The 24,960-nt window shown below is 37.3% G+C and carries 17 protein-coding genes; 7 read left to right on the forward strand and 10 right to left on the reverse strand.

Annotated elements, in window-relative coordinates; genetic code table 11:
• Window positions 1–103: 103 nt before the first annotated feature.
• Together BEN71_RS11995 and BEN71_RS12000 are read left to right on the forward strand one after the other, a co-directional pair.
• On the forward strand, window positions 104–1,534 hold the full coding sequence (locus BEN71_RS11995; protein WP_068976163.1) for a pyridoxal phosphate-dependent aminotransferase: 1,431 nt from the start codon (window positions 104–106) through the stop codon (window positions 1,532–1,534).
• Between the two features lie 233 nt (window positions 1,535–1,767).
• Window positions 1,768–2,826 (forward strand): type II asparaginase, encoded by a 1,059-nt coding sequence (locus BEN71_RS12000; RefSeq protein WP_068976164.1) that lies wholly within the window; start codon window positions 1,768–1,770, stop codon window positions 2,824–2,826.
• 94 nt (window positions 2,827–2,920) lie between these two features.
• Here BEN71_RS12000 and BEN71_RS12005 read toward each other — a convergent pair whose 3' ends face one another.
• Window positions 2,921–4,231: an esterase-like activity of phytase family protein gene (locus tag BEN71_RS12005; protein WP_227542599.1), complete on the reverse strand. Its 1,311-nt coding sequence runs from the start codon at window positions 4,229–4,231 to the stop codon at window positions 2,921–2,923.
• A gap of 169 nt (window positions 4,232–4,400) precedes the next feature.
• Here BEN71_RS12005 and BEN71_RS12010 point away from each other — a divergent pair, with 169 nt between their 5' ends.
• Complete coding sequence (locus BEN71_RS12010; RefSeq protein ID WP_068976166.1) at window positions 4,401–5,186, forward strand: HEAT repeat domain-containing protein; 786 nt, start codon at window positions 4,401–4,403, stop codon at window positions 5,184–5,186.
• 126 nt (window positions 5,187–5,312) lie between these two features.
• Here BEN71_RS12010 and tsaD read toward each other — a convergent pair whose 3' ends face one another.
• Entirely contained in the window at window positions 5,313–6,323 is a 1,011-nt protein-coding gene (gene tsaD, locus BEN71_RS12015) for a tRNA (adenosine(37)-N6)-threonylcarbamoyltransferase complex transferase subunit TsaD (RefSeq protein ID WP_068976229.1), read from the reverse strand.
• Between the two features lie 145 nt (window positions 6,324–6,468).
• On the opposite strand from tsaD, the gene rpsU reads away from it, so the two are divergent.
• Together rpsU and BEN71_RS12025 are read left to right on the forward strand one after the other, a co-directional pair.
• Window positions 6,469–6,684 (forward strand): 30S ribosomal protein S21, encoded by a 216-nt coding sequence (gene rpsU / locus BEN71_RS12020; RefSeq protein WP_001136722.1) that lies wholly within the window; start codon window positions 6,469–6,471, stop codon window positions 6,682–6,684.
• A gap of 39 nt (window positions 6,685–6,723) precedes the next feature.
• The gene (locus tag BEN71_RS12025; protein ID WP_068976167.1) at window positions 6,724–7,170 is read left to right on the forward strand and encodes a GatB/YqeY domain-containing protein; all 447 of its coding nucleotides are present in this window, start codon (window positions 6,724–6,726) and stop codon (window positions 7,168–7,170) included.
• A 296-nt stretch (window positions 7,171–7,466) separates the two neighbouring features.
• Here BEN71_RS12025 and BEN71_RS12030 read toward each other — a convergent pair whose 3' ends face one another.
• The 5 genes from BEN71_RS12030 to BEN71_RS12050 form a co-directional block, all read right to left on the reverse strand.
• A complete protein-coding gene (locus BEN71_RS12030) occupies window positions 7,467–7,829 on the reverse strand; it encodes a hypothetical protein (RefSeq protein ID WP_068976168.1) in 363 nt (120 codons plus the stop codon).
• Window positions 7,830–7,928: 99 nt separating this feature from the next.
• Window positions 7,929–9,371: a M48 family metalloprotease gene (locus BEN71_RS12035; protein WP_068976169.1), complete on the reverse strand. Its 1,443-nt coding sequence runs from the start codon at window positions 9,369–9,371 to the stop codon at window positions 7,929–7,931.
• Window positions 9,372–9,509: 138 nt separating this feature from the next.
• A complete protein-coding gene (locus tag BEN71_RS12040; protein ID WP_068976170.1) occupies window positions 9,510–10,475 on the reverse strand; it encodes a 2-hydroxyacid dehydrogenase in 966 nt (321 codons plus the stop codon).
• Window positions 10,476–10,536: 61 nt separating this feature from the next.
• Window positions 10,537–11,235, reverse strand: coding sequence for a hypothetical protein (locus BEN71_RS12045; RefSeq protein WP_068976171.1), 699 nt, complete (start codon window positions 11,233–11,235; stop codon window positions 10,537–10,539).
• A gap of 156 nt (window positions 11,236–11,391) precedes the next feature.
• Window positions 11,392–11,604: a hypothetical protein gene (locus BEN71_RS12050; protein ID WP_068976172.1), complete on the reverse strand. Its 213-nt coding sequence runs from the start codon at window positions 11,602–11,604 to the stop codon at window positions 11,392–11,394.
• A gap of 768 nt (window positions 11,605–12,372) precedes the next feature.
• Between BEN71_RS12050 and BEN71_RS12055 the strand changes: the two genes are divergently transcribed.
• Entirely contained in the window at window positions 12,373–14,001 is a 1,629-nt protein-coding gene (locus tag BEN71_RS12055) for a long-chain-fatty-acid--CoA ligase (protein WP_068976173.1), read from the forward strand.
• Between the two features lie 121 nt (window positions 14,002–14,122).
• Here the strand turns inward: BEN71_RS12055 and BEN71_RS12060 are convergent, their stop codons facing one another.
• From BEN71_RS12060 to BEN71_RS12070, 3 genes are all read right to left on the reverse strand, one after another.
• Window positions 14,123–15,979 (reverse strand): M48 family metallopeptidase, encoded by a 1,857-nt coding sequence (locus tag BEN71_RS12060; RefSeq protein WP_068976174.1) that lies wholly within the window; start codon window positions 15,977–15,979, stop codon window positions 14,123–14,125.
• A gap of 184 nt (window positions 15,980–16,163) precedes the next feature.
• Complete coding sequence (locus tag BEN71_RS12065; protein WP_068976175.1) at window positions 16,164–20,702, reverse strand: translocation/assembly module TamB domain-containing protein; 4,539 nt, start codon at window positions 20,700–20,702, stop codon at window positions 16,164–16,166.
• A gap of 35 nt (window positions 20,703–20,737) precedes the next feature.
• Window positions 20,738–23,464, reverse strand: a complete 2,727-nt coding sequence (locus BEN71_RS12070) for an autotransporter assembly complex protein TamA (RefSeq protein WP_068976176.1) — start codon at window positions 23,462–23,464, stop codon at window positions 20,738–20,740.
• 176 nt (window positions 23,465–23,640) lie between these two features.
• Between BEN71_RS12070 and BEN71_RS12075 the strand changes: the two genes are divergently transcribed.
• Window positions 23,641–24,960 (forward strand): MFS transporter, encoded by a 1,320-nt coding sequence (locus BEN71_RS12075; protein ID WP_068976177.1) that lies wholly within the window; start codon window positions 23,641–23,643, stop codon window positions 24,958–24,960.

A 24,960-nucleotide genomic window follows, 5' to 3' on the forward strand; every position in this document is an offset into this window, starting at 1 on the left:
GAAAGCAATACAAGAATTAAAGTAAGCAAATTAATTCAATTGGTGCTTTTTTGTGAGCAATTTTAGTGTTAATCTAAGCGCTGTTCTTGCTCAGGATTAGAAAATGTCGCAAAAAAAGAGCGTTATTTTTAAAAATCTGCTGCCTGTGATTCGACAATATCAACAGGATGGATTTACCCATGAAAAAATTGTTGCCTTACTTAGAGACGAACATAATCTTGATCTCGTAACAACTGAAACATTTAAAAGTTATTTATATCGTTATGCAAAAGTGAACTCCACTCTTTCCGAGAACCTCAAAATGCCGAACAGTATCCAAACCCCACGCGAAATAAAAAAATCGTCTAAGCTCGAGCATGTATGCTACGACATCCGTGGACCTGTGTTACGAGCGGCCAATGAGATGGAAGAAGCGGGTCATAAAATTATCAAGCTCAATATTGGCAACCCTGCCCCATTTGGCTTTGAAGCGCCACAAGAAATTATCAATGATGTGGCTTTAAATCTACCAAATGCAATTGGTTATACTGACTCAAAAGGGATTTTTCCTGCACGTAAAGCAATCTGTCAGTATTATCAACAGAAAGGCATTCTCAATATGCATGTCAATGATGTGTATGTCGGGAATGGCGTATCAGAACTGATCGTAATGGCGATGCAAGGTCTATTGGATGATGGCGATGAAATGCTGATTCCAATGCCTGACTATCCACTGTGGACTGCTGCAGTGAATCTTTCAGGCGGTACTGCGATTCACTATAAATGTGATGACCAAAATTACTGGTACCCTGATATTGCAGATATGGAAAGCAAAATCACCCCGAATACGCGCGGGATCGTGATTATTAATCCAAATAACCCAACAGGTTCAGTTTATCCACGTCATGTTTTAGAACAAATTGTTGCACTGGCTAAGAAATACGATTTGATTTTATTTGCAGATGAAATTTATGACAAAATCGTTTATGACGGTATTGAACATGTATCTGTTGCTGCGCTTGCAGGTAATCAATTATGTATTTCATTTAATGGCTTATCTAAAGCGTATCGTATTGCTGGCTATCGTTCAGGTTGGATGGCGATCACAGGTGATAAATCTCGTGCTGCCGACTATATTGAAGGTTTAGACATGCTCGCTTCTATGCGCTTGTGTGCGAATCATCAAGCACAGTATGCGATCCAAACAGCACTTGGTGGTTATCAGTCGATCAATGATTTGATTCGTCCAGGTGGTCGTTTATACGAACAACGCAATATTGCATGGGAAATGTTGAATGATATTCCAGGCGTGAGCTGTGTAAAGCCTGAGGGTGCAATGTACTGTTTCCCTCGCCTAGATCCTGAGATTTATCCGATCGAAGATGATGAAAAATTCATGTTAGATTTCTTAAAAGCAGAAAAAGTGCTTTTGGTTCAAGGTACAGGTTTTAACTGGCCAACGCCTGATCATTTCCGTGTGGTGTTCTTACCTGCTGAAAATGAATTACGTGAAGCGCTTACTCGCTTAAGTCGTTTCTTGGCTAAAATGCGTTAACTCTCCAACAATTAAATAATAGGCACTCCACTGAGTGCCTTTTTTACGTTTTCTATATTGTATTTTCGATTTACTCTAACAACACTTTTCAATTATAAATTTGAATGATTATTCAAAAAATAACATTTTTAAATAGATATGGGCAAAAGACCATTTTTTATATTAAGTTAAAAATCGGCATAGAAAATGCTTGAAACTTAAATAATAGATCAATGGATAGAAAAGGAACTTTTATGAAAAAAACGGTTACCGCCCTTGCGCTTTCGATTGGTATGCTTCTGCCATTTTCCAGTTATGCCAAAAATAATGTCGTGGTTGTTGCGACTGGTGGCACAATTGCAGGTGCAGGCGCAAGCTCAACTAATAGTGCAACTTATACCGCAGCAAAAGTCCCTGTCGACGATTTGTTAAATGCTGTGCCTCAAATCCAAAACCTTGCCAATGTTACAGGTGTACAAGCGCTTCAAGTTGCATCTGAAAGCATTACTGATAAAGAATTGCTTACCATAGCGCGTAAAGTCAATGAACTGGTTAAAAAACCTGATGTTAACGGTGTGGTGATTACTCATGGAACAGACACTTTAGAAGAAACGGCATTCTTTCTAAGTTTAACTGTTCATACCGACAAACCGATTGTCGTCGTGGGTTCGATGCGCCCACCTTCCGCACTTTCTGCCGATGGGCCTTTAAATCTATATAGTGCTGTTGCACTTGCAGCAGCTGATAGTGCAAAAGGCAAAGGCGTTTTTGTGCTGATGAATGACAGTATTTTTGCAGCACGAGATGTGACCAAAACTATTAACATTCATACCAATGCTTTTGCAAGCCAATGGGGTGCTTTAGGAACACTCGTTGAAGGAAAGCCCTATTGGTTTAGAAATGTCGCAAAACGTTTTAATAACAGCTCAGAATTTAATATTGAAAATATTCAAGGTGATGCCCTACCTTTAGTTCAAATCGTCTATGGTTCAGGTAATATGCTGCCTGATGCCTATTTGGCGTATGCCAAAGCAGGAGCAAAAGCGATTATCAATGCGGGCACTGGCAATGGTTCTGTGCCGAATTATATCGTTCCGACCTTAAATCAATTACAGCAACAAGGCGTGCAAATCATTCGCTCTGCACGTGTTCCACAAGGGTTTGTCTTACGCAATGCAGAACAGCCTGATGATAAATATGGTTGGGTAGTCGCTCATGATTTAAATCCGCAAAAAGCCAAACTTTTAGCAGCTTTAGCCCTGACCAAAACCAAAGATGCAAAAGAAATTCAACGTATGTTTTGGGAATATTAATTTTAAGATTCGAATATAAAGTCTGGAATTTAAGCAAAAAACCGTCAATGAATTTGGCGGTTTTTGCTTTTATCAATTCTTTTATTTACATCAACTATGAATCAACTGACAAATCCAATTGATCAATAATATAAAGTGTATTGCTATCGATAATGTTCTTTTCTTGATCTAAATATTTTTGTTCTAAAACACCATCGGTTTCAGAAAAGCCATAGTCATCATCATTCAAAACCGCCAAATGTTGCGTATCAATCACCCATAGACCTTCAACTTTATCATGTGGATACTGCAAACGCTCTGCCAAATCCACCACTATTTTTTTTGCAACTGGATGAATACCGTGTTGAGCTAAACCCTCCCAACCCGAACTTAAAACATACTGCTCTATCGTTTGCCCATCAATCAATAAACCCAGATTTTCATCTTGCTGAAAAGCTTCATTATTTTGGATACTTTCTAAATCGGTTGCATTGCGAATATCTATTTTATAAACACGTTTAAACGCTTGCGGATTATCTTTATAAAAATCGTCATCACGTTCTGCAACTAGAAACTCGTTTGAACTTAATGCTGTGATTGCCGTATTTGAATAAGCAATTCCCTCTTGTTTGTATAAATATTGCGAAACTTGTTTATTTTCAAGGTTAATCATCACAATACGCACAAGGTCTGATTTCGAAAATGATGAATCAGGATTACTCATCGTGGATTGCATAATCCCCACTAGAGTTTTCTGATCTGGTGTGATCGTTAAGCCTTCCATACCTCTATTTTGACGACGATTGGCAAATTCTAAGGGTAATAAATAGTCTGATTTTCGTCGTGTATCTTGTTCATAAGCATTGATGCGATCTATTTCGATGCCATTTGCATCAAAATGCACAATATGTGGACCATATTCATCACTCACCCAGAACGTGCCATCTTTTAATGCCACCAATCCTTCTGAGTCCAAACCATATTCATCTGTGCCATATTCTAAGACTTGCCCATGCTGATCGTATGCGATTTCTTTGGTCGCGCCAAAATGCTGATTAGGTAATCCTGTAATATTTCGGCCTGCTGGATCTTTAAGTAGGATTTCTTTGATTTTTTCAATCGTGCCATTTTCATGTAGCTGGAATAGCCCAATTTTAGGCGTATAACTTGGATCTAAAAATATTTTTCCTTTATCTCCATTTACATCATAAGTGGTATTTGGACCACGATCTGTGAGTGCATAAAATTGATTTTTTTCAGTTGGATGGGGTGATATTTCAGAGCCAAAACCGCCACAACGAATTTCTATAAAATTTCCTGCTTTTGCACCATCTGGGATATTATGAATGTTTAAAATATCGTAAGGTAGACGAACGCCTTGTTTAAATTTTTTATATAAAGATTCTTTATTTGTATTGTGTATCATAAATACTCCTATTCTTTCTTTTGACATTTTTCATCTTTAATTCAATATAGTTGATCCCCTCAATAATTACAGCAATCATTTAAAAAGTTATTTGTTTTAACGTATTAATAGTAACGCCTTAAAAAAACTGCTAATTTATCGTATAAATTATCATGTACAATTTTTAAAAATGAAACTTGAAGATGTTCGTCATTATATCGATGTAATTGCAAGTGAAGGTTTAGTTGAGAATGTATGCTTCGATTACTTAGACCCTTTATTTGGAGGAATTTTGGAAGATGAAGAAATATCCAAAAAGTTTGTAAGTATCACCAATACGCATGAAAAATTTATAGAATTATTAAAAAATGATGAAGATATATGGCAACTTTTTAATGAGGGCTGTATGAATTGGCAAAGTAGCCTTGTAGCAATGGCTCATAGTCAATTCGCAGAGGTTCGTAAAAAAGCTGCCGAAAACAGTAAATTGATTGCTCATGAGCTAATGAATGATCCTGAACCAACTGTTCGAGTAAGTTGTTTGTGGGCATCCGATAAAATCGTTGAACAATTAATAAATGATCCTCATGAATTTGTCCGCGCAGTATGTTCCACCAAAGATGAATCAATTGGCTTAAAACTCATGAATGATCCTTCAGTAATGGTAAGAGAATGGTGCGCTAAAGCATGGATAAGCTGTGCCCAGCAGTATGTCGATGATCCAAGTGATAAAGTCAGGAAATCAGCAATATATCAACATTATAACCATCTAGCCGAACTATATATGAATGATCCACTTTCAGAAATTAGAGGCTTATGTGCAAGTAAAAACAAATCGTGTGCATTAAAGCTAAAAGATGATCCAGATTGGAAAGTACGTATGCAAGTATTACACCATCTAACTGAATTAGCTAAATATTATTTAAATGATGAAAATAAAAATGTTAGAGATTTAGCAATGAGATATTATAAATAAAAATTTTAACTTTCACTTAAATACACATGAATCAAGTCCTAAAAAATATTTCTAAAGTAAATTCTGATTTGTAAAAATTCAAATAAAAAAGAGGCTTTCGCCTCTTTCATTTATTAAACTCGAATTTTATTCAGGCTTAGTCAATTCTGTCATTGGCCAACGAGGTGTAGTTGTTACAGACAAACCATCATGTTGCCCAGCTTTCAAACGCTGAAAACCAGCGAAAGCAATCATGGCACCATTGTCAGTACACAATGCAGGTTCTGCATAATAAACAGTCGCTTTAATCTTAGCTAAATCAGATTCCAATCGCTCACGTAAGCGCTTATTCGCACTCACACCACCTGCAATCACCAAAGTTTTCAAACCTGTTTGTTTCAATGCTTTTACAGATTTTTTAACTAAAGTATCTACTAAGGCTTCTTGGAAAGATGCTGCGATATCAGCGTCACGATTTTCACTATCTAATTTTTTCAATTGAACTGAAACGGCTGTTTTTAAGCCACTAAATGAAAATTGTAAGCCTTGATGCAACATTGGACGTGGAAATTCAAAGGCATTTTTATCACCTTGTTCTGCCAAGCGAGAAATATTTGGGCCACCTGGATAAGGAAGTTTCAACATTTTTGCAACTTTATCAAAAGCTTCACCAGCAGCATCGTCAATTGACTCACCGAGGATTTCGTACTCACCGATACTGTGCGCAGCCATCAACTGTGTATGTCCGCCAGAAACCAATAAAGCGACAAACGGAAATTTAGGCGGTGTTGCAGATAAAAGTGGTGCAAGCATATGACCTTCCATATGATGCACACCAATCGCAGGTTTATTTAAAGCAAAAGCCAAAGTTCGACCGAACAAAGCACCTGTCATCAACGCGCCCATAAGACCTGGTCCACGCGTATAAGCAACTGCATCAATCTCAGATTTTTTCACACCACTTTGTTCAAGCAATTGATTAATTATAGGAATAAGTTTACGCACATGGTCACGAGATGCCAACTCAGGTACGACACCGCCATATTCTGCATGCAATTTAATTTGACTATATAGCACTTGTCCTCTTAAGCCGACTTCACTGTCATAGAGCGCCAATCCTGTTTCATCACATGAAGTTTCTAAGCCCAGAACGATCATTAAATTGCCTTTTACCCGTTTCAAAATATTGCCAGAGCTATTATAGACTTGTGATATGAGATGTAAATGAGTAAAATACTGACCTTCACTTGTGATCAAGGGTAATTCGACCCTGATCTTATCCATAACTTAATGAGGATTCTTCATGCCACAAGTTAAATTGAAAGAAGGCGAACCAGTAGACGTAGCTATCCGTCGTTTCAAACGTTCATGCGAAAAAGCGGGTGTTTTAGCTGACGTTCGTAAACGCGAATTCTACGAAAAACCTACTCAAGAACGTAAACGTAAAAAAGCTGCTGCTGTTAAACGCTACCAAAAGAAATTGGCGCGTGAATCAGTACGTACTACTCGCCTTTACTAAGATTTATTTGTGATTGATTGACTAACCTGGACAAGATAAATGACTACTTTAAAAAACCAAATAACTGATGTTTTGAAAGCCGCTATGCGTGCGAAAGAAATGGATAAGTTAACGGTAATACGTAGTCTACAGGCAGCAATCAAGCAAATTGAAGTCGATGAGCGCATTGAGCTTGATGATACTCAGGTTCTTGCGGTCATTGAAAAGCAAATCAAACAACGCAAAGAGTCGGTTAAAGCCTTTTTAGGTGCTAATCGCGAAGATTTAGCTAGTAAAGAACAAGCCGAAATTGAGGTTTTATCTCAGTTTCTACCTGAAGCTATGTCAGAGGACGAGCTTGATTCTCTCATTGCGCAGACTATTGAAGCGCAAGGTGCTACTAGCATGAAAGATATGGGTAAGGTGATGAATTCTCTACGTCCGATCATAGCCGGACGTGCCGATCCTGCACAAGTTTCTGCAAAAATTAAAGCAAAACTTGGCTAATCCCCACATCGCAAATCTTGATTTAAATATTTATATTTAAATAAATTCTGTTTGATTTGGTCTATTTAACGATTTGAATAAAATTATTTTGCAATGAAATAATTAAGTTTCAAATAGATACGTTAAATAGTCCAGATTCATCAAATCCTCTATTCAATATTTTTTTCTCAATCATTTATTATAAATTTTTATTTCTATTTGACTGATATTCCAAATTCAACAACATCAATATTATTGCTAATAAACCTCTGCAATTTTAAATATTTTCAAATTATCAATATTTTACTTCTATTAACTTAAAGCAAATCACACTGAATATTATATTTTTTTAGCAATTGCATTTCAGGTGATAGCATCACTTTATCAATTACATTTTGCTTGGTCATGGATTGCACTGAAAGCGGTAAATATTGACGATTTTGATCAGACACCTGATACATATCATCAACATATTTCTTAACAATGCCACAAAACTGTTGCTGTTGCTGGGGTGAAAATTGCGTGATTTTCGGATCTAAACTTCGTAGAAAAAACTTCATATCCGCACTGTATTGATTCGATATTTTTTCAACGGCACGCACATATTGATCTGGTACACCTGTAGCAATAGCAAGCTGAGCAGACATAGCAAGAATCAAAGTAAATATTATTTTCTTCATATGAATCAAACAGTTTTATTGAATTTTAAAAAACTTAGATTAACCTGTTTATAACAGAATAGAAAGTAAATTTTCTTTAATGGTTTAGATGATCGTATTTTAGATTTTCAACTTACGTTCGTCTTGCATAACTTTTAAGCGTACGTCAATTCGAGCGCTCATGGCATTGTTTTCTTTCGCCAAACGTTGCGCATGAAGTAAAGACTTAATGGCATTCTCTTCATCCCCAGACCAATATTGTACCTCTGCACGATTACGCAAAACATTGACAGTACGCATTGGATTATTTTTATCTAAATTTGCAGCTTGTTGGAGTAACTGCCACCCCATAATGTCTTTACTATTTTTATTCACAAAACGATTCACCAACTGTTCAGCTTCTTTAGACTTCTGTTGTCGTATATAAACTTCTGCTAATTTATAACTTAAAGCTCTATTTTCTGGTGTTATTCGCTGTTTACTGATAATCGTTTGATATGCATCATCAATTTTATTTTTACCCAAATCAATATCGGTTTGAATGAGTGTAATTAATGCATGATCCGTGTTGATTTTTTTAGCCAAATCAATTTGAGTTTGTGCATTTTCATAATCACCCTGCATGAGATAAAACTCACTCAAAGCAATCAATCCTGCTATATTTTTATTTCTCGCAATCGCTTGTAGCTGGCGCTCTGTTGCCTGATTAGACACCACAGCTGTGTACCATTTAATAATATCAAAATCATATTGCAGATTACGATAAGGAATCCGCGGAAATTGGTTTGCTCTGAGTCTTGCTTCACTCATACGCTCAGTTGTCAGTGGATGAGTAAACCAAAAGTCTGGTAAATAGCTTAAGCGACTCGTTGCTCGATTCATGGTTTCAAAAAAATCAGCCATGCTTTCAGGATTAAAACCTGCACCGTACATAAACTGCATACCGATGCGATCTGCTTCACGCTCTTGGTCACGGCTATAACTCAGTTGCTTATCCATGATGGCAGCTTGCGTTCCCATCATCACAGCACCACCAATATCACCATCGGCTTGTGATGCAATCGCCGCACCCACCAGAATGCCTGCCAATGCAAGTAAGCCCTGCCCTTTAAATGCTTCCTGAGAACGGCTGTAATGACGTTGTGTTACATGCGCAATCTCATGCCCCATTACACTTGCAACTTCATCCATACTCCCAGAAGCTGTGACCATCCCAGTATTTAAGGCAAATAATCCTCCAGGGACTGCAAAAGCATTGATCTGTGGATCTTTGATCACCACCAATCCAACAGGCTGTCCAAGTTGAGTTTGGCTTAAAATACGCGAGAAAACCTGCATAAACTGATCTTCGAGCCATGGATCTTGAATCACAGGCATTTGTTGCTGAACTTGACGATAGACTTTTTCACCAATCACTTTTTCTTTTTGTTGATCAATAAAACCTACGCCACCACCAATTTCAGGCACATCAAATTGAGCTCCTACCTTATTTTGATAAAAATCATTTGCAGAGCTCAAACTTGTACTCAAACATAGACAAAGACTTAATAAGGTTTTGTTCAAAGGAATTGCTCTTTTACTCTAACTATTTGAATATAACATCGAATTTAGGATAGATTTGCAATGAAGTGTAGTTTTGTTTTAACCAATAATATCAAGGAGGTTTTTACAATATTGTAAAGCACCTCCTCTCCCACATTTTTAAAATTGTGGGTTAACCAAATAACGCGGTGTGCGATCTTCCAAAGCATCGATTAAATTTTGATATGCCAATTCAGCCATTTTCTTACGTGTTTCTGCTGTTGCTGAACCAATATGAGGTAACGTCACGACATTATCCAATTTGAATAATGGCGAGTCTTGCAAAGGTTCTTTTTGATATACATCTAAACCTGCTGCAAAAATCTGTTGATTACTTAAAGCATCGATCAAAGCCTGCTCATCCACCACCGAACCACGTGCAATATTGACAAAAACTGCATGTTTTTGCATCAGTGATAATTCATGCTCACCAATCAACGCCTTAGATTCTGAATTTAAATCCACAGCAACAACTACGAAATCTGATTGCTGTAATAAATCCTCTAAGCTTCGATATTGCGCATTGAATTGTTGAGCCACTTCTATTTTTTCACGGCGATTATGGTAAAGGATATTCATATTAAAACCATGAAAACCACGTCGTGCAATTGCAGCACCTATATGACCAAGACCAATAATACCTAAAGTTTTGCCGAATATATCTTGACCGAATTGTGCGGTACCCACTGTACGCTTCCACTCACCTTGCTTTGTCCATTGATCAAGCGAAGGTACTTTACGTGCTGCACTGACAAGTAGCGTAAATGCTAAATCTGCTGTGGTTTCTGTGAGTACATGTGGTGTATTCGCCAACCATATTCTTTTCTGATTTAAATACTGAACATCATAATTGTCATAACCCACGCTCACAGATGAAATAATTTTTAGCTTTTGAGCAGTCGCCAAGTTCGATTCATTTAATAGTCGCCCTGCTCCAATCATGGCATCGGCTTCGACCACTTCCTTGAGAATTTGTTCATTCACATCACCCTGTTTCGGGTTAATTACCACAACTTGATATTGCTGTTCTAAGCGTGCCTGAACGTCTGAATCAATCTGACTAAAAACAATGACTTTTTTACTCATATCCCTGAACATCTCGTTAATGACTATGTCTAAAATAATAAGTTTTTTATCCAAATGGTATTTATTTCTGCATAAACTGCCATAAGCGACGCTTTAAAATAGGTTGTTCAATCATTTCTTGCAAACTTGCCAATTGAATTACATCACTCTGATTTAAATGCGTTAATTGCCCTAAACTAATGATTTTACGCTCTTGACGTAGTCCATCGATGAAGCCTTGAATATACATCGATGCACCTCGACCATCTTGAAATTGAAGCATTGGAAAAGGCCACTTAAGCTCAAAATACTGACCAAAAGCCGCACGTTGGATATTTCCCCATAAAGTTTTTTGATCATCATTCAGCTGAGTAGCATCCACAAAGATTACGCAATGTTCTATTTGATAAGCTTGAATTTCAAATGACGCGATTTGTAGGGCGGGTTCAACGCTGATCGCCGTTTGTTTTTGAATTTGTTCTGCAGAAGTGATCTCTTCTGTCTGTTGCGTTTCAGCATTCACTTTAAGCAGTGAAACTTCTGATTGAACTGCGCTTTCACGGCGTACTATGACATTTTCTGTGTTTTTAGTGAATGCTGTTGTGGAATGATTAAAGTCTTTAAATTCAACTGTTGTTGCAATTTCAGCTTCATTTTGAGCAACATCACGGTATAAAGTATTTTGATAATGACGTGTTTGAACATCGACCTGAGGAATCCAAAGGTCTATTCCCATTGCAGCTAAAATACTACGCTGATGCTCTGCTAAATTCACATTCATTACGATTCAGAAATTGGATATTCAAAGTTAATTAAAGTCACTAGTGTAACGGTCTTTTCTCTAGTTTAGAGATGAGGTTTAAAGAAAATTTTGAAATAAAATGATGGATCAAAATTGATGCATGCAGATCAATTGCCTGGCCATTTTATCCTAACGCTATAATGATGTAACAAGAATGCCGTACTTTGCGGTTAAATACATCCCTGAACGAATAATATCTATACCATTGGCATGATGTACTTTCAGTTCTTGGGTCAAAACATCAAAATGTAAGGCATCAAAACAATCTTGATGCTGAGATAACCAACTTAAAGTATCTGCAAGCTGCTCATCTACAATATAACTCTCAGTAGAAAAATCTTTAGCCATACAGCTCAAATATGTAAAAAAGAAATATTGTAGCTTAAATCATATAAGAGTGAGTGGATTAATATGGAATTGTTTAATTTGATCAAATGTAAATTGAATGAAAAGGTCTAAATAAATGAATAAAACCCAATCTCATGAATATTATTGTTATTTAAATCTCAAATTCGTTTGAACTATTTTGAGTACATATGATTTTGAAATTATTTCAAATATCACCATAGTTCAGTCATGTGCCATGAATGATTTCATATGGTGATATTTTTACACTTCGTTTAGAAAATTAATGATGGGCACCACACTTACGGCACTCTTTTATCACACTATTTTTTCCAATTTCATATTCAAAACTATGGATACACAATAATTTTCTAATCATCTGAAACATTGCAAAACTCCTTCTGACTATTTCGTCGTAAACGATAGTTTCATCCTAAAACATCAATACCTTAGCAAGGTATAAGATATATTTATCACATTTTATTCTAAAAATGTAAACTTTATTTTTCATTCTTTAGTAGTATATTCCAAACGTTTTTTCACATTAATTTCGATAGATTTTTTTCATATTACGATAATTCTTAAACTATTGTTTTTATTGGTTAATAATTCACATAATCTAAAAAAATATTTGTCTTTTTTCTTGATTTAATCCGACTTTTATATAGGATGAAATAATAGCTTTTTCTATTTGAATCATCTTTTCCCAATAGAAAGCTTTAGAAAAATTAATATTCAATATTTATCAATATGATTATAAAGGAATTTTATATGCAAGGACGTATGATGCAACAACCACTGTTAATCAGTAGCCTGATTGAACATGCGACTCGTTATCACAGTGATACAGCGATTATTTCAAAAAATACTGATGGTACGATCACCACAACCAATTGGGCTCAAGTTGCTGAAAACTCAAAACGCTTTGCCAACGCCTTATCTGATTTTGGACTCACACTTGGTGATCGTGTTGCCACAATTGCATGGAATAATCATCGACATCTTGAATCGTGGTATGCCATCTCTGGAAGTGGTCTAGTGTGTCACACCATTAACCCACGTTTATTTCCAGAACAACTTATTTTTATTATCAATGATGCTGCCGATAAAGTGGTGCTGTTTGATAAAACATTCCTACCTTTGATCAAAGCTGTTAAACCACACACACCTACAGTCGAACACTTTGTCTATCTCGGTGCTTTTGATCAAGATGTTGCTGATGCAATTCCTGATGTTAAATTTTATGATGTATTGATTGCGAACCATTCTGCACAATTTGAGTGGCCTGAATTAGAAGAAAATACCGCGAGTTCGCTGTGCTATACCTCTGGAACAACGGGTAATCCTAAAGGCGCATTGTATAGCCATCGTTCAACCATTTTGCACACCTATGCCATCGCACTACCTGATTCACTCAATCTGTCGGCAAAAGATGTCATGTTGCCAGTCGTACCGATGTTCCATGTCAATGCTTGGGGTACGCCTTATGCAGCAGCGATGGTCGGTTGTACCGTAGTACTCCCTGGTCCAGGCTTGGATGGCGCAAGTTTAGTACACATGATTGATGAATATAAAGTCAGCATCGCACTCGGTGTTCCGACGATTTGGCAAGGTTTATTGGCTGCAGCTCAACAATCAGGTAGTAAGCTTGATAGCTTGAAACGTAATGTCGTTGGTGGTTCTGCATGCCCTGCTGCCATGATGAAAGCATTTAGAGATATTTATCAGTGTGAAACCATTCATGCATGGGGCATGACTGAAATGAGTCCTCTAGGTACAGGTAACCAACTTAAAGCTAAACACTTACAGTTGAGTGATGATGAAAAACTCAATATCCGTCTTTCTCAGGGTCGCCCACCATTTGGGGTAGATTTACGTATTACTGATGAAGAAAATGGAACCAATGAAGTCGCACGTGATGGACACACTACGGGTAACCTTCAAGTCAAAGGTCATTGGATTATTGACTCGTACTACGGTAAATCGAGCAATGCATTGAGTGCTGATGGTTGGTTTGATACAGGTGATATTGCTACGATAAATGAAGATGGTTACCTGCTTCTCAGTGACCGTGCCAAAGACTTGATTAAGTCAGGTGGTGAATGGATTTCATCCGTAGAACTCGAAAATATTGCCATGAATCACCCTGAAATTGCGATGGCTGCAGCCATTGCGGCTCAACATCCAAAATGGGATGAACGCCCAATTGTGATAGCGATTAAACATAAAGACAGCCAGATTACCGAACAAGATTTATTAGATTACTACAGCGATAAAATTGCAAAATGGCAAATTCCTGACAAAGTCATTTTTGTTGATTCAATTCCGCTTACTGGTACAGGAAAAATGTTGAAACGTGATTTACGTGAACAATTTGGGAATGTCTTACTGACTGAATAATCAAATCAATATTTGAATCAAAACTTAAATAAAATGCCCAATTCATATTGGGCATTTTATTTATAACAATTTAAAATTTAAAACTTTTTACATTTAAGTTTTAAACCAGTTTTTAAATAAGCTAAATGAGTTGTGAATTTTGCACTTTAAGTATTTTATTTTTCATTTGCTTCGTTTGTGCTAAATCAAAACTCAATAAAAAAGTCTCTCCTGCAAATGCCACATTTTCGTGTAAAACACGCATGGTCTGCACAATCGCGTCTTCATCCACTTTACCGAATCCTTGTTTCAGGCTAAAACCAAGTACATAGCATGGAACATGTGCTAAATATTGAGTTTGTTTTCTCACCAAATAGACTTTTTTGATGTTTGAATAGGCTTTCAATTGCGACAACAACGCTTCCAATTCAATATCCGTTAAAGCATGTGGAATAAATTGATCTCGCGCTGTCACTTGCTCTCTTTCCTGCATCGCATTCTGTTCAAGCTCTACCCTATCTAATAAAAGCAGCTGATACTTATCCGCTAGGGTCGAATTCTGTTGAGATAAATAAAATTGTTGCAACGTTTCATATACTTTAACTTGATAAAACTCATTCAATTCAGCTGCGCGCTCTAAGATTTCACACCCCAAATCATTTTTTCGCTCAATCAAGAATTGTCCATAAATAAAATTGACACGTGCATTATCTGAATCCTGCTGATACAAGACTTCACAAAGCTGAAATGCGCGTTCAGGATCATGTGCAATACGCTCTGTTAAATCAATATGATCAATTGTTTCATCTTCAGTCAGAGCAACACTTTGTTCAATTTTCTGATTGAGCTCATCCAAATATTCCTTTTGCTTTTGAATATTCTGATAATGATTCTGCCAGCTTTCGAGTACATCACTTTGCCATTTTTGATCAAAAATTTGAGTAATTTCAATCAAACGAGAACCGAGTAATCGATCAGATTTAGCTTCATTGCTCACCCATGCAACTTTGGCAGGCTGTCCGATTGCATCTAAACGATCTTGTAAAGATGGATGTGTATCCTCAAAACTGGTTTTTAGACTCAAAGATTGATTTAACCAAAGCTGTGTTTTGTCATTTTGCGCAAAGTCTGTTAATCGTTGTACATAACCCAAATAAGGTGACACATTTGGTTTTGGCATCTCTTCTGCATGCTTAAAAATGGTCGGCCAAAATTCTTCATTTAAATAACAACCAACTATATTTACTGTACTTAAAGTTTCTGCAACCGTTTCAGCAGAAGTTAATTCTACCGAAATTCTATCCGCCTCGTACTCGTTTGCCCGTGCAATTGGAAATGAATAAGCTGCAAAATAAGGCACAAATCGCTTAAAAAACGGACGAAATATAATATCAATTCGGCTGGCATTTTGTTCAACCAACATATAGAGCTGTGACCAACGAATACGTTGCCGATAAATCCAATTGGCTGCTCTTGCATGATTTTTCGATAAATGCCCAAATTCATGTGCTAAAACTGAGGTTAATTGCTCAGTTGAAAGCGATTGCATCAAAGGCAAACCAATAATCAAATAATTTTCATCATGCCCCAAGATACCCAATCTTGGGCGTTGTACCACTGCTGCATTGAACTCCTCTGTAATAAGCACATGGTGAAAATGTGGCGAATTTAATTGTTCACGCAGTCGATGAATAATCTGAAACAATTCAGGAGCATCTTGTTGAAAAATTTCAATACCTTGTGGTTTATCTACACTCACCCAAAGTGAACGAACAATGACATATAGAAATATTGCCACTGGAATGATAATTTTAATTGCAAAAGCCTTCAGCACAAGAATGGATAAGCAAGCCAAGACCAATAAAATCAGTAGAACAATCACACCAAAAGCAATATACAAATTACCCAACCAAGCTAAAAGCGTCACCCTTGCTTGATATTTTTTAGGATTTTCCTTTAAAGCCTGTTCTAATTTCTCAATACGTTTTTGATCATACATTTATTATTTTTCCAAACTTAAATCGGAGTAAAACAACGCAGTTACAGCATGGAATAATTTATTTATTAAATCAACTTAAACCTCTTTTTATCGACAATATGCAAACTGACCCACAAATAAAAACTCGGACAAATTGCCCGAGTTTTCTAGTTAACTATTTTTTCTAAGCGCTTAAACTCTTAGGCTAGAATCTCCAGTGATAGAACAAGTCGATGGCTTTCTCAAGTGACTGACTCGCTTCCAAATATAAACGTTTATTCATTTGATAACGCAAGGTTAATTTATTCACTGGGGTAAATACACCTACACCATAACGAATATAAAGATCTGGTGTGATATAACCTGTCAAACTGACTTGCGTATCATCTCCAGTACCCTGTGCATCAAACGACAAACCACTTAGACCAAAAGTACGTCCAATTTGATTGGTAAATGCCCGAGTTCCACCCAAACCTAAACTAATCCCTGCTGCTGCAATTGTGTTATTTACATCAGATTTGAAGCCTTCCGCATTACTCAAACCACTCGAACCTTCATTAATACGACCAGTAATCAACGCATTCATTGCTTCTTGATCAGACAGTCCTGCATCATTATAAACCTGAATATTCGGACTCGTCGCTGTACCTGTTACACGGATACCCACCGTACTGCCTGAAATGCTCTTATTGGTATCAACATCAAGCGTTGGATTTGCCAATGGTCCATTGAAACGCGCAATTGCACGATTTAAATCAAGACGCTGACCATAAGCTTCGATCACGACTTTTTGGCTCACACCAATTGCACCATTGGCACGCATAGCGCTTTCTAAACCGCGTTGTGATAAATACAAACGCCCAATCAGAGGAATACGACTATTAAAGCCTTGGAAAATAACTTTATCACCTAAGTTCACAGAAACATCAGCACGAATATCCCAAGGTTTCGCAGCTTTTAAAATAGCCAGTTGGTTTTGTCCCTCTTTGACGATCCGAACATCTGGAGATACGTTTACCACTGTTGCACTTGATTCAGGCATTGAAATCAACGCACTTGGCACATCAACTTTACCATTAACTTTGATACGACGACTTAAAGGTAAGGCATCCAGTTGTATATCTGTATCGACCACTGCTGTGATCAATGGCGCTTGACGAATTAATAATTTATCGCCTTTCACACGTAATTGGACATGTGGATCATTTTTCCAATCAATTGAGCCATTAATCTGACCGACACCACGACCACTGTTGAATGCACCATTAATCGTTGCAGTATCTTGACGTATTGACGAATAGAGTTGAATGTTATTTAAATTGACAGGCAGTGAAATCATACTAATTTCACCATTGCGCAATCTTAAATCACCATCAAACAACGGCTGAGTTAAAGTTCCACTGATTTTCCCTGCCAAAGACAAGGTACCGTTTAATTTGCGTACATCTGCTATAAATGGTTTTAATATCTTCAACTGAACTTCATTAAATGCCACTTCACCGCGCATTGGTTTTGAATCGACGTATGGATTGACAACCACACTCGCATAACCAGTACCAATATTCGGTGCTTTTAAATCTACACGGAGCAATAAACCATCTTTGATGCTTTTTGCAATAACACTGGCTTCATCATATTCCATAGAAGTTGATGGATCATTCGGATCTTCAGCCGCTAAGCCTATTTGACCTTTTTGCGTTACTAATTTTGCATCTAACTTCGGCTGAGTACCTTGCGCCCATGAAGCTTTTGCATAACCATTTAGCTTACCTGTTAATGCCAAACCTTCTGGCATAAAGGCTGCAAAATCTTGAAGATCTAAATTTTTAGTGATGAATGAAACATTACCATTTTGCTTACTTGCACGAATTGGCTGATCAAAGCACAGTTGGCTTTGTTGGCTCATCCAACAATGTTGACCAACAAACAATTCCGTTTTTGCTGAATTGAAAATTACAGGTGCATTTTGTTGCTGTAGTAAATGTACACGGACTGAGTCAAATTCACCTTTTTGGATTTGCCCTAACCAATCATTTTTCTGGGTAAATCCACCCGCAAGTTGTACATAGAATTTAGAATAATAGTTCCAAGCTTGAACTTGCAACAAATGTGCCTTGTATGTTCCAGATAGGGTCATAGCAGCATGTTGAATTTCTCGATCACCACTGCGTAATGTATCCATTTGCGCCACCATTTTAGATGGTACGGTATCAGAGGTTGGCATTTCCCCTTTTAAACTAAGTTTTTTAACACTTAGTGTGTCGCCAAAGGCAAAATTATCAACGGCTAAATTAGCTGTAGCACTTAAGCGAGGTTGCGCTTGTAAATTCAAATAACCATAAGCTTTACCACGCAAGCTTGGATACAGTTCATACAATGCAGGCGCATTCACTTTTAAACGTAGGTTTTGTGCATTTCCTGTTGCTTGAACTTGGTTTTGTGCATAAGACAAGAATAGGTCATTTGCCTCAAACTGTTGTGGCATAAATCCTTTTTGATTATTGTTTAAAACAACAGCAAGGTTACCTTTTCCGCGTAAAGGCTTACCATTAATCATCCCTGCAATATTTAATTGCTGAATATTAATTCTTTTTAGTTGATCAGACCAATTGCCTTGTGTTTTAACATTACCAGAAACCTCACCACGTACAGCAGAGACAAAGTATTGTGGCTTAAAGCGAACCAATGAGGCATTGATGTCCCAACCGATTCCATTGCTGATATGCACCAAACCATTGGCAAGTATTTTTCCAGCGATACCATCATGCTGAAATTCGCTAATTTTGATGAGCTCAGGAGTTCCTGCAACTTTAAGTTTGAGTAAGCCACTGCCTTGCTTCATTTGTGTTGCATTTAATGCACCATCGTAATTCACCGCAAAGCCTTTAAAACCACCACCCGCTTTTTGATCATGGAAAAGTACAGCAGCAGTACTCTTACCTGTTAACTGAATTGTTTCAGCATTGGCTTGACCTGCCATGCGCCCTGTTAAATTAATCGACTCTAAGTTGATAATTTGCTGATTTGGTTGTGCATATCCACTGGCTTTGAGCTGACCATTGAGTAAATTAACTGGTGCTGTATCAATAATACTTTGCGGATTAAAATTCTTCGCATTTAATAAAGCGTTCCATTTTAACTGGCGTTTCTCATCTGGTAATTCTACAACCGCACTCCCCGATAAAGCGCCTTGATCAGCTAGATAATTGAACTGTGGTACATGTAAGTCATTGCCTTTTAGATCAAGTTGAACATCGTATTTTCCAGCAGGCAGACTGCCTTTTTCATGCTTTTTCACTACTGTTGCGACATGAATGTTTTGCTGACCTTCAACAAGCGCTAATTTGACTTGCCCTTGCTCACTACTCAACCAACCAACATAGGGTACCGCACGATCAATATTTTTCCATGCAACATCCATTAACATTGGTTCAGGCTTTTTACCCTTTTGCTCTGCCTGATCTAATCTTACATTCCAATTTTCATACTTATCAAAATCAACTTTTGCAGATAAATGTAAGCCTTGTTTTAATTCACCAACTGAACCAATCTCAGCATCTAAAGATGGGGGTAAGAAATCCTGTACCACTTGTGGAATCAGCTTGTCTTTTGGATTTAGACGATCTAAACGACCTTTAATATCCCAATGCACATGATCTTGCCAACTGACTAACCCAGCCGCATTGATTGCGCCCCCCATCAACTGAGCATTTAAATTATTAATATTGAGTTGGTTGACTAAATCGGTATGTGCGGATGCAGTGTATTGTCCCTGTGGAATATTCTGTCCACTCAAATCTGTATTTAAATCTAGATTTAAACCTTTAATATCACCTTGGAATGTCGCTTTACCTGATTTCGCCAACAATTTTTGCTCAAGTAAAAATGGCAAATGGTAATCTTTAAAAATTAAAGCGCCATTCATTGGTACATTTGGACGCATCGGATGGACAACCGCCCAACCTGTCAACATATCAGGCGTCTTGGTTGCAATACCTGCTCTGATTGTACCCAATGAACCACGCGCATGTACGTAAATGTCTTCAACATTGATACTTTTTAAAGCGGGTAATTTTACGATTGCTGTTGCATTTAACGGATAATCACCTTGTTTAAAGTCCATACTCCCTGTGGCATTACGTACTGACAGATAGCCCATATCCATTTTGGAGTTTTTAAATTTGAGCGCAGTTTCAGACCACAATGTATCTTCAAGATGAATATCATTAAAACTTATTTTTGATGAGGCAGTTTTTATTTCAAGATGATCGACATCAGCTTTATCTAAACGCAAAACAAAAGGCAGTTTAATTTCGTTGAATTTGAATGGTTCATCACTGGGTGGTGATTTGCTGATGATTTGTAAATTGTTAACATCGGCATGGCTCAAATGAATTTCTTTATCTAGAATTGCGCGCCAACCAAGTGATACATCCGCACGATCAATTTTCACATCGACAGGTTTGAGCGTTACCAAAATATTTTTGAGAATAATACCTTTGAGTAAATTACCACCTTCATATTCATAATGAATAATTTTCTGACTAGAAGCGACACGGTCTAATAAAAACTTACTGCCTTTATCCGTACTAAACATAATGACCAATGCCGTAATCAAGAGAATGATCACCAAAAGCAAAGACATCAGGACATTACGTAACCAATGACGTTTTTTTGCCTGCTCTTGCTCTAGTTGATCATTTTGCTGTTCATTTTGAACATCTTGATGCTCTTCATCAGCCATAATATTTCCAGTAATTCTCTTATATTTTTAGTCGATTAAAGTTGCGAACCAATAAAAAAGTGCAGTCGAATTGGATGCCCAGGATCGGATATACCTGACGCGACATCTAAACGAATTGGACCAATTGGAGATTTCCAACGAATCCCTAACCCTAAACTGTATTCTGAATCATTACTAAATGACTTGTCGTAAGCATTACCAAAATCACTGAAGATTGCACCACGCCAACCTTCTTTAAATTGGTAATTGTATTCCAAAGTACCTACAGCTAAACCTTGACCACCCACTTTATAACCATATTCAATTGGAGAAAGGCTCTTATAATCAAAACCACGCAAGCTTTGATCTCCACCCGCGAAGTAACGTAAATTATAAGGAACTTTCTCAAAGTCTTTGGCAAAAATATACCCCACATTCAAGCCACCTACGACTTGGTGATTATCATTTGCCCCAAAAGAATATAAACCTTTCCAATCTGCACTGGTAATCGCCATATCTGTATCAGACAGTAACGATCCGCTACCTAATTGAATTTTATAACTTTGCTTATAACCACGGGTTGGGTTAATACGGTTATCACTTGTCGTTTTAGTCGCTTCATAACCAAGCAATAAAGATTGTTGTTCTTGATTTGAACCTGGAATCAAAAAAGCATCTGGAATATTGGAAATATCGACTGGACCATCTTGAGTGACACGGTCTAAACGATAACGCACGCCCAAAATATGTTGCCACTCTCGACGCGAACCTTTGATAATACGGTCTACCCCTGCAACAGCAGACTCAATAACCAAATCCATGTCATTACCAATACCATCCCTAGTTTCACGCTCATAACCTGCGACTAAGCTAATATAGTCATTCAGTGGATGCTTATATGGAATGTTGTAGCGTGCATCTATAGATTGGCGGATCTGAGACAATTCCATATTGGCGTCAAAAGAATGCCCTAAATGATTGACGATAGCACGGCGATATTGTCCACGTAAACGAACACCTGTATCCGTTCCATAACCAATACCTGTTTCTAAGCTATTTAAACGATCTGCATTCAAAGTCACAATCACTGGAATTTTTTTAGTTTCACGCGCTTGCTCACGCATCGCATCTTCATCCAATTCTTTTTCTTTTTGCTGGGCTTGTAATTGTTTCAAATTAGGATTTACACCCGAATTCTGAGTCCCCGCAAACTGATTCTCATTGACTACATTCTGGGTCACTTCCTTATTGGAAACATGCGCCTTTTCCACACCAGTCTGTTCAGTAAATACTGATTCAGCGACTTTTTCCTGATCCACCAATGCTTGTAGATCTGCTGGAAGCTCTAGTGGTTTTACAATTGCATCAGGCTTAACAGCATCTACTAGGGTGTAGTTAAAATAACGCGAGTTGGTTAAGTTATTGGCTAAACCATTGACACGCCATGCCGTATAGTCTGCCCCATCTTTCCAAGGTGCTAGTGTTTTGAGAATTTTTAAATCAATAGGCAATGGCTTAGATGGATCACTCATTCTAAATTCGACATCAGCCAATTTATAACGATCACCCGTTTCATATTTTAAATCAATTTTGGCCGTATTTTGAGGTTGCTCAACTTTGACATCATGTAAGCGCCAATAGCTATCAAAAAAACCATTGTTTGAAGCAGCGTCGCTAATCCGCATTTTCATGGTTTCATAAGCACCATGATGCAGAATATCTCCCTTATCTAAATCTGGTAATACGCTAATCACTTGGAATTGTGCAAGCTTCGAGCCTGCTCCAGAAAACTCTATATTTTGATCAACAATTTTAACTGGATTGTTCGGTGTTACATCCACATGTAAAGCATTATCACCCGCTTTGGAAAATTTAAATTGCGCATTGTAATACCCTACTGCTTGTGCCGCTTGAACCGCTAGAGTACGCAGTTGAGGAACCGAACCATTAAAATCAGAATAAGCTTCCTGAGTAAATGTTCCAAGTTTTGCTTTTAAATTATTGGTGAGAATCGTAGGCGCGCCTGAAACCGATACACTAATTTTTGCAATTGCCACACCATTGTCTTGAGGGCCTCGAACACGATTTACAATCCGTTTAAAAAAGCCTGGTTTCTCTTGCTCAGCTTCTACATTCTCTGAATCATTGCGATCGACTAAAGTTGTACCTGATGCATTTTCACGGACATCAATTTTATTGTCTGCGCGAATAGTCTGAATCAATTGATCAACATTAATAGGCGCCTGAGTGATTTCAGACATTTCTATTTGTGTCGCTTCACTTACACCGACTTCTGGTGCTTTCGTTACACCATGTTCAAAATTTTGTGCTTCTGTTTTGGCAGCTTCAGCTGTTTGATAAATTTCATTTGCTAAAGACTGATCAATAGATACTGCTGGTAATTCTTCAAGATCTTCAAACTGAATTGGTTTAAAGTCATTTTGAACACCTAAACCTTGTTGTTGCTGTTGCAACATTTGAGTGCTATCAAATTGATCAATGTGTCGTGCTTCTTTGATTTTTTGATCTAACTGGTCTATTTTTTCGTTCGATACACCTTGTTGTAATGCAGCAGATTCTAATTGTTCTGCACTATGCGTAATTTCACTTTTCACCTCAGTCGGATTCAAGTTGTTTGAAATCTGTTCAGCATTACTTACAGGTACAGCAAAAATACTTAAAAAAACACTTGCGCATAACATTTTATTGATATGATACCAATCGAAATGTGGCTGTATAGAATAAGCAAGCACTGATTTTTTAAACTGATTTTTTGCTGGCATACCAAGCTCGAATAACCTGAATTTATGGAAAGTTAATTCTGTTTAAAAAGAATCTTTCAAAACACTCAAAACAATTGGTTTTAAACATGATTTAAGGTTAAAACATCATACATGATTTTGCACGAGAGTTACTATTTTCAAACATTTCTTCTAAATAACTAAATGAAGTCAACTCAATGGAAAAAAATAAACATATCTTAGGTACACGACGGTTTTTACCGATGTTCCTGACCCAGTTTTTTGGGGCTTTAAATGACAATGTGTTTAAACAATCACTGCTTTTAGTGATTACCTATGGATGGATTCAACAACAAACTGCCGCAGTCAGTACCTTAAATAATGTCGCTGCTTTGCTCTTTATTTTACCTTATTTCATCTTCTCTGCGACCGCTGGGCAAATTGCGGACAAATATGAACGTTCATTTTTAGTCCGAAACATCAAAATATTAGAAATCGTTATTATGCTAATTGCGACAGCAGGATTTTTATTGGGCAATTTATGGATTTTATTGGCTGCGTTATTTTTGATGGGAACACACAGTACTTTCTTTGGTCCAATTAAATATGCCATTTTGCCTGAAATATTGAAACCGAATGAACTGATGTCAGGGAATGCGCTATTCCAATCTGGAACATCTATTGCAATCTTAGTGGGAATGATCTTAGGTGGTGCGGTCATTTCACTTTCGCAAGGCAATATGGTTTGGATTTGTTTAACCATCTTGGCGATTGCAGTTTTAGGTTATTTATCTAGCCGATTTATTTTAGAACAACCCACTTCAAATGCTGATTTAAAAATAGATTGGAACTTTTTCCGCACCAGTTTTCAGACTATTAAATATGCCAAAAGCCTTCCATTAGTATTTCTCGTATTGCTTGGAAATTCATGGTACTGGTTCTATGGCGCAACGTATCTGACTCAAATCCCACAACTAACACAACAAAACCTACATGCCAATGAAAATGTCGTCAGCCTTTTACTGACTTTCTTTTCTGTCGGTATTGGTGTCGGTTCATTACTGTGCCGTAAAATTGGTGGCGCAAGTGTAAATATTAAAATGGTGCCCATCGGTGCTATAGGTTTAACTGCATTTGCACTTTACTTAGCTGGGAGTTTAGCGTTTGTTCCTGTAGTTACTGGAGATTTGCTTACCGTCGGTGATATGTTTAGCTCAGGTTTAGTCTATTATCATGTGATGCTTGCTGTAACACTTCTTGGTATCAGTGGTGGTTTTTATATCGTTCCCCTTTATGCCATGATGCAAGCCTATGCACCGAAGTCGCATCGTGCGCGCGTTGTTGCAGCGAACAATATTTTTAATGCAATATTTATGGTTTCATCTGCAATTTTCTCGATTATTATCTTAAGTATTTTGAAAATAGATATTAAAATTCTATTTTGTATTACTGCTGTACTCAGTGCTATTTTTAGTATTTGGTTACTGACTCGTTTAAAACCATTAGTGGCTACAACTCAAGTGTCTTTGGAGGACTAA

It is taken from the genome of Acinetobacter wuhouensis, from assembly GCF_001696605.3.
GTDB lineage: Bacteria > Pseudomonadota > Gammaproteobacteria > Pseudomonadales > Moraxellaceae > Acinetobacter > Acinetobacter wuhouensis.

Coding starts and splice junctions, on each gene's coding strand:
- BEN71_RS11995 (WP_068976163.1), top strand. CDS start 104: ATGTCGCAAAAAAAGAGCGTTATTTTTAAAAATCTGCTGCCTGTGATT.
- BEN71_RS12000 (WP_068976164.1), top strand. CDS start 1,768: ATGAAAAAAACGGTTACCGCCCTTGCGCTTTCGATTGGTATGCTTCTG.
- BEN71_RS12005 (WP_227542599.1), bottom strand. CDS start 4,231: ATGATACACAATACAAATAAAGAATCTTTATATAAAAAATTTAAACAA.
- BEN71_RS12010 (WP_068976166.1), top strand. CDS start 4,401: ATGAAACTTGAAGATGTTCGTCATTATATCGATGTAATTGCAAGTGAA.
- tsaD (WP_068976229.1), bottom strand. CDS start 6,323: ATGATCGTTCTGGGCTTAGAAACTTCATGTGATGAAACAGGATTGGCG.
- rpsU (WP_001136722.1), top strand. CDS start 6,469: ATGCCACAAGTTAAATTGAAAGAAGGCGAACCAGTAGACGTAGCTATC.
- BEN71_RS12025 (WP_068976167.1), top strand. CDS start 6,724: ATGACTACTTTAAAAAACCAAATAACTGATGTTTTGAAAGCCGCTATG.
- BEN71_RS12030 (WP_068976168.1), bottom strand. CDS start 7,829: ATGAAGAAAATAATATTTACTTTGATTCTTGCTATGTCTGCTCAGCTT.
- BEN71_RS12040 (WP_068976170.1), bottom strand. CDS start 10,475: ATGAGTAAAAAAGTCATTGTTTTTAGTCAGATTGATTCAGACGTTCAG.
- BEN71_RS12045 (WP_068976171.1), bottom strand. CDS start 11,235: ATGAATGTGAATTTAGCAGAGCATCAGCGTAGTATTTTAGCTGCAATG.
- BEN71_RS12050 (WP_068976172.1), bottom strand. CDS start 11,604: ATGGCTAAAGATTTTTCTACTGAGAGTTATATTGTAGATGAGCAGCTT.
- BEN71_RS12055 (WP_068976173.1), top strand. CDS start 12,373: ATGCAAGGACGTATGATGCAACAACCACTGTTAATCAGTAGCCTGATT.
- BEN71_RS12060 (WP_068976174.1), bottom strand. CDS start 15,979: ATGTATGATCAAAAACGTATTGAGAAATTAGAACAGGCTTTAAAGGAA.
- BEN71_RS12065 (WP_068976175.1), bottom strand. CDS start 20,702: ATGGCTGATGAAGAGCATCAAGATGTTCAAAATGAACAGCAAAATGAT.
- BEN71_RS12070 (WP_068976176.1), bottom strand. CDS start 23,464: ATGCCAGCAAAAAATCAGTTTAAAAAATCAGTGCTTGCTTATTCTATA.
- BEN71_RS12075 (WP_068976177.1), top strand. CDS start 23,641: ATGGAAAAAAATAAACATATCTTAGGTACACGACGGTTTTTACCGATG.